Annotated in this window: 8 protein-coding genes; 1 reads left to right on the top strand and 7 read right to left on the bottom strand. The window is 50.0% G+C overall.

Annotated elements, in window-relative coordinates; all coding sequences use genetic code 11:
* Positions 1-31: 31 nt before the first annotated feature.
* The 6 genes from N836_RS49220 to ndhL form a co-directional block, all read right to left on the bottom strand.
* On the bottom strand, positions 32-2,086 hold the full coding sequence (locus N836_RS49220; protein WP_023072128.1) for an OmpA family protein: 2,055 nt from the start codon (positions 2,084-2,086) through the stop codon (positions 32-34).
* Positions 2,087-2,097: 11 nt separating this feature from the next.
* Positions 2,098-5,631, bottom strand: a complete 3,534-nt coding sequence (locus tag N836_RS49215) for a hypothetical protein (RefSeq protein WP_023072127.1) — start codon at positions 5,629-5,631, stop codon at positions 2,098-2,100.
* The gene (locus tag N836_RS49210; protein ID WP_023072126.1) at positions 5,631-6,605 is read right to left on the bottom strand and encodes a DUF11 domain-containing protein; all 975 of its coding nucleotides are present in this window, start codon (positions 6,603-6,605) and stop codon (positions 5,631-5,633) included. Before N836_RS49210 ends, N836_RS49215 begins: the two co-directional genes overlap by 1 nt.
* A 722-nt stretch (positions 6,606-7,327) precedes the next feature.
* Entirely contained in the window at positions 7,328-8,131 is an 804-nt protein-coding gene (trpA, locus tag N836_RS49205; protein WP_023072125.1) for a tryptophan synthase subunit alpha, read from the bottom strand.
* A 59-nt stretch (positions 8,132-8,190) separates the two neighbouring features.
* Entirely contained in the window at positions 8,191-8,505 is a 315-nt protein-coding gene (locus N836_RS49200; RefSeq protein ID WP_023072124.1) for a DUF3007 family protein, read from the bottom strand.
* 2 nt (positions 8,506-8,507) lie between these two features.
* Entirely contained in the window at positions 8,508-8,738 is a 231-nt protein-coding gene (gene ndhL, locus N836_RS49195) for an NAD(P)H-quinone oxidoreductase subunit L (RefSeq protein ID WP_023072123.1), read from the bottom strand.
* Between the two features lie 893 nt (positions 8,739-9,631).
* Between ndhL and N836_RS49190 the strand changes: the two genes are divergently transcribed.
* A complete protein-coding gene (locus tag N836_RS49190) occupies positions 9,632-10,975 on the top strand; it encodes a hypothetical protein (RefSeq protein WP_023072122.1) in 1,344 nt (447 codons plus the stop codon).
* A 51-nt stretch (positions 10,976-11,026) separates the two neighbouring features.
* Here N836_RS49190 and larC read toward each other — a convergent pair.
* Positions 11,027-11,557: nickel insertion protein (gene larC, locus N836_RS49185; protein WP_023072121.1), on the bottom strand; the 531-nt coding region annotated here is incomplete at its 5' end.

Here is an 11,557-nt window from a genome sequence, read left to right as displayed (position 1 = left end):
GTATTGACAGGTTGACAAGTCAAAGCAGGTCTTATTCAGGCTGTAAATCTGTTTCCAAATTTTCGTAGATGATGTCGAGACCGCGAGTATCGGTGAAGATAAACTCGGTGCGGCGATCGCGAGCATAGTCAATGCGAGACGTGCCAGTTGATACTCGTTGTGTTTCACCAAAGGAGCGAATACGCATCCGCTCAGGGGCAATCCCTTGCTGCAATAGATAGTTTCTAGCGGCTAGAGCCCGACGCTCACCCAGGGCCTGGTTATAAGCATTGCTAGCTCGGGGATCAGTGTGGCCCTGGAGTTCAACGGTGATAAACGGATACTCCTGTAAGACAGTGATAATCTCATCCATAATCGCGGCGGATTCGGCTGAGATATCGGACCGATCTAAGGCAAAGTGAATGTTGCGAGGAATGCGCAAAATCACTGGGTCTGGCGGTAGCTCCGGAGCCGGTTCCGGTGGATCTTGAGCGATCTCACAGCTGGGCATAGCGGGTGTTGTGGGTCCCTCCGTCAGATTGCCAACAGCGGCAATGGCTGAGGGTTCAGACGTGCCGTAAATTTCATCGGTGGCAATGGCGCTCAACAATGCCCCGTCTGCAGCATCAACGCTCACATTAAAGCTCCCAGTTTCATCCGTAGCTACGGTGGTCACATACTCGTTGAGGGCACCGTAATAGCCTTGACGGTCAACAACTTTGTAGATGTCGACAGTAGTGCCTGGATCGGCGATTCCGCTGAGGGTGACTTGATCGCCGCTTACCGGAAAGACATAGTCGTCAAATTCGGGAGCATTAATGCCTGCATTGGCAGTATCTCGCCGACGCAGGTTGGAGTTGCGCGGTGGATTGGGACCGTCTTTGCGCTGAAAATCTTGAATGCCACTGTTGTCGTTAAAGCCTAGATCGACACTCAGACCATCTAAGGCGGCAAAGGTGTTGTTGCGGATAATATTGCCTTCACTACGGGGATAGGATGCGATCGCAACCCCTGGTCCAGGCTGATGTTGAATCACATTGTCCGTCACCTCATGACCATTGCCCATGAGATAGATAGCGGCTCGTCTAAAACGCCGTCCATTAAACCGAATATCGTTGTTATAGATGCGGGCAGACCCTTGGGGTTTAAACATAAACACACCGCTGCCATCAATGCCGCACATCAGGTTGCCATAAATCTCGGCTCCATCAATGTTGCCATCCAACCGAATGCCATCGGGAATACCCGCGATGCCATTAGTCCGCATCGTATTTTCAGTCACATTCATACCAATGGCCTGAGCCCCAGTAATAATGCCGCTACCCTCATGAAACTCAATCCGGTTGCGCTGAATCACCGTATCCAAACCGTTAAAAACAAAGACGCCCAGAGCTGACATCTGCTCTGGGGGCGGCATTTGCCCTGACGGCGACATCCCCAACCAATTGTCTTCAATTACCACACCCACCGGAGCATCTGAGTCTTCATCAGGTCTTAGCTCCTGCCAGTCAGGGGTATTCGGTAAACCTGCATCCACCGGAGGGGGGAGGTGAGTGATAAAGATATTGGCCGGGGGAGTTGTCTGGGTGGACCGATGGTTGGCAGAAAACCCATACATGCTCAGACCACGAACGGTGACTTCGTCAGCAATAATGGTCAGCCCTCGCAAAACTTCAGCCCCAGTAGCGGCGGTCAGGGCTACCACCGGGGTGGGCACAGGGGTAACCATGGTATCCGTTGTGGAAAGTGGTCCATAACCAGGTTGGCTGGCACCATCAATCAGGGTACCTGCTGCCATGATCGGTGGCAGAGGTTCTACTAAAGCAATGGTGGTATCACCCGCTAGGCTGAAATTAATGGTTGGACTAGCGGCTGGAGTGACCCGAGCTTGCTCAGCAGTGCTGAGTGCCGTCACAGGCAGTGTGCCATTAACCACCTCAATGGCTTCCCGCAATGTCAGTTCATCGTCAGGACGAACAGCGCCATCGTTGGCCGAATTGACAATTACAGAATAGGGGGTGGTCCCTGGTTCTGCGTGGGCCGGATAGGCCATCAGCGGTAGCGTGAACGCCAGGGTGGCAGTTCCGACTAGCTTGGATACATGCATGATTGCTCTCATTACTCCTCACCCCCGTCAGTGATCTGTGGATTGTCAGCCGCTTGGTCGGCTTCGATGCCTTCGACATCCGCTTCATAATCCGCTGTGTCATTAGCTGTAACCGCCGCCGGGACAGCCCCAACGGGGTCTTCAATTGGCGGTGAGTCGTCTGCCTCAATTGCCTCAATCAGCGATTCTTCCTGCTGAGGTGGAGCAACTTGCTGTAGACCAAACTGATCCCACAGTTCATTGACCTTAAAGGTCACCCCGATATAAGGACCGTCATCCGAACGATAGCCGCTACCGCCCAAGGAACGATCGTTGACGCTGCCAAAGCTATACCCTACTCCCAGTCGCAGGTCTGGTGTTAGATAGTAACCAGCTTCGAGGGCAAAGCCAACTTCGTCAAAGTTAGTCTCTGGCTGGGTGATATAGCGAACTGAACCAGTGACGTCCCAGCGGTAGGCAAAGCGATGGGTGGCTCTTAATTGCCCCAGGTGAATGGTATTGGTGGATGTGACTCCAAGGGAATCTAGGTCAGCATTGGTTGTTCGTAGAGCATATTTGCCGTAGAACTCCCAACGCCAGCTGGGGGCATAAATACCTTCCATGGCCAGGGTATGCTCCTGAATCGAATCTGATCCTGCGCCTACCAGCAGAGAGTTGGGGGTGCTAGAAGGGTTAATCGCGTATTCGTAGCTCAACAAACCATTGAACTTGTCGCTGTGGGGATTCCGGTAGGCCAATCCTAGACGGGCGCTGGTGGAGCTGTTGAGACGGTCAGTAATGGTCTGGTTGGCAAAGTTAGCATGTTCAATCCGAGCCAGGGTAGTCAGGGCCGATGAGAGTTTACCGGCAGCGGACGCGGTGACCACGGTATTGTTGCCATCTTCAGAATCGCGGTGCTCAAATCGAGCACTGGCCTGGAAATCAGGGTTGTCTGTATACTCCAGACCTATGGTGTAAGTAGTGCCGCTAACCAGACCTAAGGACGCCGCCGACTGTCCTACAGCATAGGGCTGAATCACGCGGTTGCCGCCCGTAATGGAGGATAGGCTATCGCCAAAGATTCGTTGAAAGCCAAAGTCTGCATGCAGACCAGGACCCAGATTAAGGCGATGGTTAAGCCCTAAAGCTCCCTGACCACTCATGCCATTGTTGGCTCCCAAAATGGAATAGCGACCGGTTAAATGAGTGTTGTCGGTGAGGTCGTAGTTAACCAGCGCATCAACGGTGGTAAGGGCATCGGGGGTGACATCATCGTCGTGGAAGAACCGTTGAGCAAATCTCAAGGTCACTTCTGGTAGTACGTCCCAGTCAAGCCCTATAACACTCTGCCCTGGGTAGGCATCATCTTCATCCCCCAGGGTGATATCGGACTGAGCCCGGAACGTCCATTTTTTAGCCAGCGGCCAGGTTAATCCTGCTGATATTTGATTGGATTCGACATCAGTGCCGGTGACTCGATCGTTGCGATCGCGATAAACCCAGTCTAAATTCCCCGTAATGGCACCAAACTGCTGTTGAACGCCAGCCCGTAGCGTTGTAATTGAGTTGTTGACGGTCGCGCCATCAGTCCGTACTAGACCTGGATTGAGCAGCTGTTCCGTGGCCGTGGGAATCAGATCTTCATTCCCCCTATTTTCTTCGCGGTCAAACTGCACCTGCAGCTGTGTATTACGGCTGAGATTGTAGCCTAGCTGCCCCCCCCAGCGGGTTTGCCCGGCCCTAAAGCTAGTGGTGGCCGTATTGCGAAAACCGCTATCGGCATCTCTAAAGTAGGCGGTGCCAGCTAAGTCAGGGGTAATACTGCCAGTGGCCTCTACCCTAATTGCCGTGCCATCTTCATCGACGGTGGGGTTATCCAGAGAAGACCGCGCAATCTCAGCTACTAACTGTCCAGAATCACCTAACTGCACCAGGGCATCCACACCAATTAAGCTAAAGTCCTGGGCTCCCTGGTCTTCAAAAACAGCTGATGCTCCAATCCAGCTAGGTGATTCCAGGCTGGTGTCAAAGTTATACTGGAGCCGTCCACCGAACAAATCTCCATCATCTTCATCGCCGTCCACCTGGTAAGTTGCCACAATCCGGCGGACTAGAGCTGGCCCAAATGGATTGGCATCAACGGCGGAAACAGGACTGTTAAACAGAATTGCCCCGCGATCATAGTCAATGGAGTAGTCAACTCCGCGTACTAATCGCACCCGTTCGATCACCGTCCCCGGTCGATTGAGTTCTTCAATTTCAAAAAAGAGATCCTCACTGCCAGCCAGGATCAGTCGCCGGGATAGGAAGTAATAACCGCTGGTGCCATCGGGCACAATCGTATCGCGCTGCAGTGCCCGCAGATTGTTGGCGTACAGGGCCGTGAGCTGGAGCCCATTGCCAAAGGTGTAATTTCCTTTAAAGCCGTGGAGTTGACGATTTAATGCGGAAAATTCCTGGGAGAACCGAGAGAATTCTGCCGTATCGTAGTCTCCCCACATAAAGAAGTCGGGTTCGTAGCCTACGATCTGAGAATCTCGTTCAAACCGTACGTAGAAACTGTCAATGGACGGCGTCAAAAAGTCGGTGGTAGAACTGTCTCCGTAGGTTGGATAAGTTTGTTCGCAGTTCTGCACATCTCGATATAGCCGGTTGTCGTTACAGCGTTCATTTAAAGCGCGATCGCTATTAAACGCCGCTGTTAATAACCAACTCCCAATGGTGCCAGTAGCAAAAATCCCGGCGTCCAAGTCAGCTTCATACTCTCCCAGCTCACCGGGTTCTAAAAAGTCAGCATAGCGGCCCCAAAAATCCGTTGCTCCAGGACCAAAGCGAAAATCCACTACACCAGCCACCAGGGATGGTCGATAGGGAGTGGTGAAAATCACTTGCGTGTAGCCATCCAGGTCAGCGGCGGGCTGTTGCGCAGTTTCCTCATCATCCAACAACCCTAAGGCCTCACGAGCTGAGGCACTAGCCCGAATGGCCACAGTTTGAGCATCCAGGGATGAACGCAGTTCAACAGTAAATTCTCCCTGGCGTGCCAATACCTGGAAACCACTGCGATCGATATCGTAGTCAGCCCCGATAAAGGTTCCGCCTGAAGCTGTGAGGGTGACTACCACATCCTCCCGCACAGGTCGTCCAGCTTCATCGAGCACACTTCCCTGGATTGTTAGGGTAGACCGACCATCGGCAGGAATAAACGATTCACCCGCTGGAAAAATCTCCAGAGTCAGGTCATCTCCCAGCTCATCCTGAATCAGCGGTGGTAGCCCACTAGGTACCTGACGAATAATAGTGCCATCGATAAATCCTTCAGCTTCACCTGGATCTTCTTCAGCAGGAAGGGTCTCTGAGTCTAGTAAATCACTGGGTAAATCATCGCTAGCCTGAGCAAACTGCTCTGGACTATCACTAGCTGGTGTCAACAGCACATTCGTATCAGCTGTTGTTGCAGCGATTTGTTGCTGAGCTGCCCGAGCCGGTTGCAGTAGTGCTACCACACCCGTCAAGGTCGTGAGCAGTCCTAAACAAATTGAGTTAGATAACAAACGCATCATCATTAGTTCTGGCCCTCCCCGTAGGTCGGTGTTACTGCAAAGTTCATCCGTGCCAGACCGCCTGGCTCTAGGCGAACCAATCTAGACTGACTGTTGTTTTCTAGACGATAGAGATTGGGGGCCAAGGTGTAACCCGGTAGACTGCTCAGATCAAGTACACCAACTCGATTGCCCGATACCACATTGGCCATGGAGAAAAGACCATCTGGGTCGGCAATAATCCGATTACCGTCATCCATGTAAACGACAGCATTCGGTACACCGGGCTCGCCACGCTGTTGTTCACCATCAAAATTCTTGTCTACAAACACTCGACCAACGATAGTGCCGCAGTCAGACAAAATACCCGGGCGAATTGTTAACCGGAACTCGGACTGCGCTGTGGGAAAACCAGGGGCTGATGCACTGGCTACGTTGACACCAGAACCCCTTACAGAATCAGGCGTTAGGGTGACTGCGTACAAAATTTCAACTGTTGCACCAGCCGCCAAAGAGTCAAACCGAAAAGTAAGCTGGCGTTCTGAAACTACAAACTCTGTCAGCGTTGGTGGTACGGGGGCTGTATTAACTGAGTTTTCAATATATTCCAAGCCACGCGGTAGATTGTCTGTAACCGTGAGAGGTGTTGCTGCGACCTGACTCAGGTTGTCAACCAAGAGGCGATAAATAACCACATCACCGGGTTCAGCTGCCGATTTGTCGGCTGTTTTTGTCAGTCTAAGTAGCTGATTCCCCACAGGTGGGACTCCAATAGTCGTCGTGTTGCCCGGTGCTACTATTCTGGGCCGATCAGGACTTGTTGGATCGTCAAAGGCCCCAGACGGAGTGTTAGTGATTTGGACCTGTGCAATCACAGGCATCACAGGGGTATGGGCATAAACCAGTAGAGTGCTCAACAAAACACCCACTAAAAAAAAACTTACAGCTTTGAGCAGGTGTCGTGTGACACCTCTAAGACGGTTTTTCAAAACTCTCATGACCCCTCACAGGCACCAACAACAAGGCAAACAGCTATCATCGCCTTTGATACAAGCAACTTGAAGCAACGACTCATAATGTCTTAATGACCAGCACATACAGTCACAAACACAGCGTGACTGTATCAAAATTTATCAGTGGACCCTCGAACCAATTAGGCACTCAGAGAGCCAGGAAACATCACTTACTGTGAACGTAAACACCCCATAAATCAAGGAAGTTTGCCGTATATATACGGTTACTCCTATCTCTGGTCAAGGATTATTACACTCCTGTTTGGGTGAGTGCAATACCTTACAGTGCTGGTCGAAATCTAGGAGCTTATACTGAAACGTCCCAAATCAGGAAAGTTTGATGAAGAATAGAAAAAAATCTCTAAATTTTCACTGTTTTACCTAGTAAATCCATGGGGATCGCCGTTCCAATGTCCTGATTTAAGAGAGATATTCCCCTTCATTGAAGATCACTTGAATTAACGTGAAGAATTGTTGAAGGTTACATCGCGCAACATTTTTCAGTCGACTTTAACATCGGCGATTTTATGGTTTGGTTGCTCTGCGATTAGCATCAAAAAAACTCTAAGAAGATTCAGTACTCTTCAATAGCGGGTGACTATTTTGTTGTATGTGTAGGCTAAATGCTTAACAACTTAAAAAAGCCAAGGAATAACGAGTTGAAAAAGTCAAGGAATAACGAGCGATGTGATTAGCCCAGGGATAATCTAGTGAAGTGCCGCTTTGAGTTGTTGGCAAAAGCTTTCAAGGTCAGCAATACCTGCTGGGTGATCTTGACCCTGTGGGGCTAGTCGCTTAACAAAGGCACTGCCAACGATGACACCATCGGCTCCCCAGGCTCTCAGTTGAGCCGCTTGTTCAGGAGAGGATACACCAAATCCTACGCCAATAGGTTTATCGGTAACAGCACGTAACTCTTGTAGTAAATCTTGGACACGACTCTCAATCTGACGGCGTATGCCGGTAACACCCGTGACACTGACTAGATAGATAAAGCCTTGACACTGCTTTGCGATCGCAACAATTCGTTCCGTAGGGGTCGTTGGAGCTACCAGCAGCGTGACCTCAATGCCAATATCTTGAGCTGGCTTGAGCAGCACATCCATTTCTTCTAGCGGTAAGTCGGGCACTACAAGACCGCGTGCGCCCGCCTGATAAATATCTTGCAAAAACTGTTTAATACCCCGGTTGAGAATCGGGTTGTAGTAAGTAAATAGGACAATGGGTGCTGATAGCTCTGGTGATACGTCAGCCACTAATTCCAAGACCGCATCTAGCGTTACACCACGCTGTAATGCGCGGGTGGCCGCCGCCTGAATCACCGGACCGTCTGCTAATGGGTCAGAGTAAGGCACACCCAGCTCAATCAAATTGGCACCGGCTCGGTCCAATGCGCGGAGGGCCTCCGCAGTAGTCGCTAAATCAGGATCGCCCGCTGTGATAAATGGAATAAGAGCACAGCCATTCTGGTCGCGCAATGTCTGAAATTGAGCTGAAACTGATTTACCCATAATTTGTGTACCCGAGTGTCTAAGTTTGGCCTGCGGTGATAGATAGTGCCATAAAACAGCTAGGATGACTGGGACTTTTTCTCTGCTTCCAGTTCTGCTTGCAGCTGAGCTAATTCTTCATCCGACATCTCATCTAAACGCTTTTGCAGAACCGCATCCTCATAATCTTTAAGCTGCTGATTGTAGGTCATTTTCTGAGAAAACACTCGGGTCAGATAGGTAAACACCCAGCCCAATAGCCCACCAGTAAAAATTACCTGGCTCCATATACCGGCTGAAATCCCATCTAGTCCTGCGAGTGAGAGGCCCAGATAAAGACCTCCACCCGCTACAAAAATACCTAAGCCAACGCCAATTACATCAATTCGGCGCATGACTAAATCTCGCGACGCTGAGGTCTAAAGTTGAGAAAGGGCGATAGCAGCAACATGCCTGGGAAAAAAATAAACACCAGTGAGTAAATCAGCAAACGCTCAATAGATGACGCTACATTCCAACGCTGCTTTAGATAAAACAGCAAAATGCCCGGTACAACGACCAGATAGAGACCTGCTAAACCGGCATACACTGCCAATGTAATCAAAAGTGAGATATCGAGGTTATCCATAGCCCCTAAGGTTTTTAACCACGTCGTTAGTCATCATAGCGTTCAGGGGGTTGCACAGAATACCACTTGGTGTTGGAATTAAACAGGAGTTTTCACTGGTCAAGACAGGAGCATTCCTTCTGCTTACCAGGGTTAACTACTCAACTAAGGGGGCGTGGCGGAATGGTAGACGCTGCGGACTTAGAAAACTGAGCCTTAGTGGAGAAATCTGCTAAGTGGAAGCTCTCAAACTCAGGGAAACCTAAGTCTTGGTTGGTTACTTGACCTTCTGAGATATGGCAATCCTGAGCCAAGCCCTTCAAAAGGCGAAAAATAGAGGGTAAAGTTCATCCTTTATCTTTTCGATTTCATCCTTTTGAAGGGAAGGTGCAGAGGCCCGACGGGAGCTACCCTAACGTCAAGTCGAGGGTAAAGGGAGGGTCCAATCCTCAAAGCCCGCTCAGCGTGGCAACAGTGAAAGCTGTGGGAGGATGAAAATCCGCTGACCTTAAACGGTCGTGAGGGTTCAAGTCCCTCCGCCCCCATTTTTTAAGTCTTTCTTTAGGGATCACCAAAAGACTGAGTCGATATAATTTGTCTGTAAGTTTGTACCGCCTGTTATGTAGCTAAGCGCGACAGCTGATCCCCATGATAGTATCTAATCACTTATGGCCGGACTGCATATAGTGTCCAGCCCTTGTGAGGAATACGTTGGTAATTCAGGGGTCAGTAATACTACGGAGGTGAGGTCAGGGTAAGTACAGGGTAAATATACGTTCCGAGTAGGGTGTATTCTTATTACACGGTCAGCGCCCATGCACATTTTTCTACTTCGTACAATATCTAATACCTATCTTGATCTTGTTAGCCGTGAATGCTGATAGCACGAGTGGTCCTGTATACCAGTAACTTGCATGGTTGTTGATAGAGTTTCTGATTCGTTTAATCCTCGACGTCGACATCAAGACGTACAGCAGGCTCAGCAAACAATTTATGATTTTTTGCTAGACATTGTTAAAACCTGGCCAGCGGAAGATGTGCTTGAGGAGTTTAAGGGGCTTTTTTTGCAGCACCATGAAACTATAGGCACAAACACTGTGCCGGCCCTTTACGCCATCTTATTTGCAAATGACGAAAAGGAATTTCACAATACCCTCAAGCGATCCTGTTACATTCTCATCAATAACTGGGAAGTGGCCCGTGAGTACACTGCTATCCGCGGGCTAATTCAGCTGTTTGCTGACCCAGCTATTCGTAGAATTTCAATATCGCCCACCATTAAACGGTTGCGGCAATGGTTGCAGTTTTTTATTGAGAGCGACGATTTTAAGGATCTGAAGCTCTTTGTTGAAAACCGCTTTAGTGGTGAAGACCCTCACTGGTCAAGACGCTATACGGCCTATCTACTCGCACCGCAGTACATCGATACGAATAATCCACTGGAACAGCGAGAAGCTGCCAGGGCTCTGTCCCAACGTTTAAGGGACAAGTTTAAGTTTGACCTGGCTATGTACACGGCTCATTTTCAGCACTCCCAAGCCCAGAGGGAGCGTCGAGTTAACCCAACTATGTTGGGAGATAGTGCCCTGCGAGTGATTAGAGCTCTAGTTGCGAAGCGCGGCATGTTTAGCCATCGTAATCTGGCTCGAATTTTTCATGACCAGACTCAAGGGCTCACCTACGGCAGCTACAAAAATAGCCTGGTTGAGTACTTGCTATTTTCGGTCATCAGGACAGACTTTGTGGTAACCCTGGAAAAGCGGTTGCTGACTAAATTAAACGGCTTATATGTCAAGTTTGAGCATCAGCCGGTAGATGCCTCTCTGGCACTGCTCACCAGTAACCGAGTGATTGATTATCTGATGACGGAGAATGCGGAAACACCGTCATCTTTGTTTAGTTTGCTTCTGACTAATGGCCGACCGCTGACGTTGGCCATTGTTTTACTTAAGCTGCTGTTAATTTCCCCTAAGTCCCATCCGTATTTAGATGCTCGAATTGCCGATCTAATTCGCTACTATGAGCAGTTTCCTCGGGAAGAGTGTCAGTGGATTATCAACTTTTTAGAAATATACGGTGTCACCCTAGCTATCTGTGGCAGCGACGTACAGTACAACCTGGTTCAGGTGCAGCAGGATGAGGATCGAGCCAGTAACCCGGAGACTACCTCTTTGGAGGAATATCGGATCTTTTCTCAGATGATGAGGGAGCTACACTGGGCTCCCGTGCATCATCGCTCGGAAGATGTGAATGGCTAGTAATCTGCTTAGAACTGGTTGCTTAACAATCCTTATTTAACTAGGGCCATATCAGGTGTCGGAGCAAGCTGGGGTAATGTTGGTCCATTGATTGGTCGCTTCGGGCTGATACAGAGGCTGAGCGGCGGCAATGGCGGCCCATTGAATATGTTTCCAACCAACCCCATGTTCACGGGCTAGCTGAGCGCAGGTTTCATACTCAGGTTGCAGATTGAGTACAGGACCGTTGGGGGTGGCTAAACCAGCCTTAATTTGAACCGGGCCATAGTCAGTAGTGACAGCTTGCCAGGAACGGTAGAGTGCCTGACGCTGCTGCGGGGTCATCCGGATACCCAGGGTTGTTGTTTCTGAAAATAGGATGGTTTGGCAGGCGTTAGCGCTGGCGACAGTACAAATAACCGTCAGTAAGCTGCCCGGACGATTTTTTTTCATACCGACGGCCTGGGTAAATACATCCAGGGCTCCAGCTTGAAACAATCGGTCGTAGAGATAGCCGATGGCCTGGGGGGTGAGATCGTCTAGCTGGGTTTGGAGTTCTACGATGGATTCGCTATAGCCGGGGGTGGGGTGAGGGGGTGAGGG

The sequence above is a fragment of the Leptolyngbya sp. Heron Island J genome (assembly GCF_000482245.1).
Taxonomy (GTDB): Bacteria; Cyanobacteriota; Cyanobacteriia; order Phormidesmidales; family Phormidesmidaceae; genus Leptothoe.
This window is presented reverse-complemented; position numbering and strand designations above follow the sequence as displayed.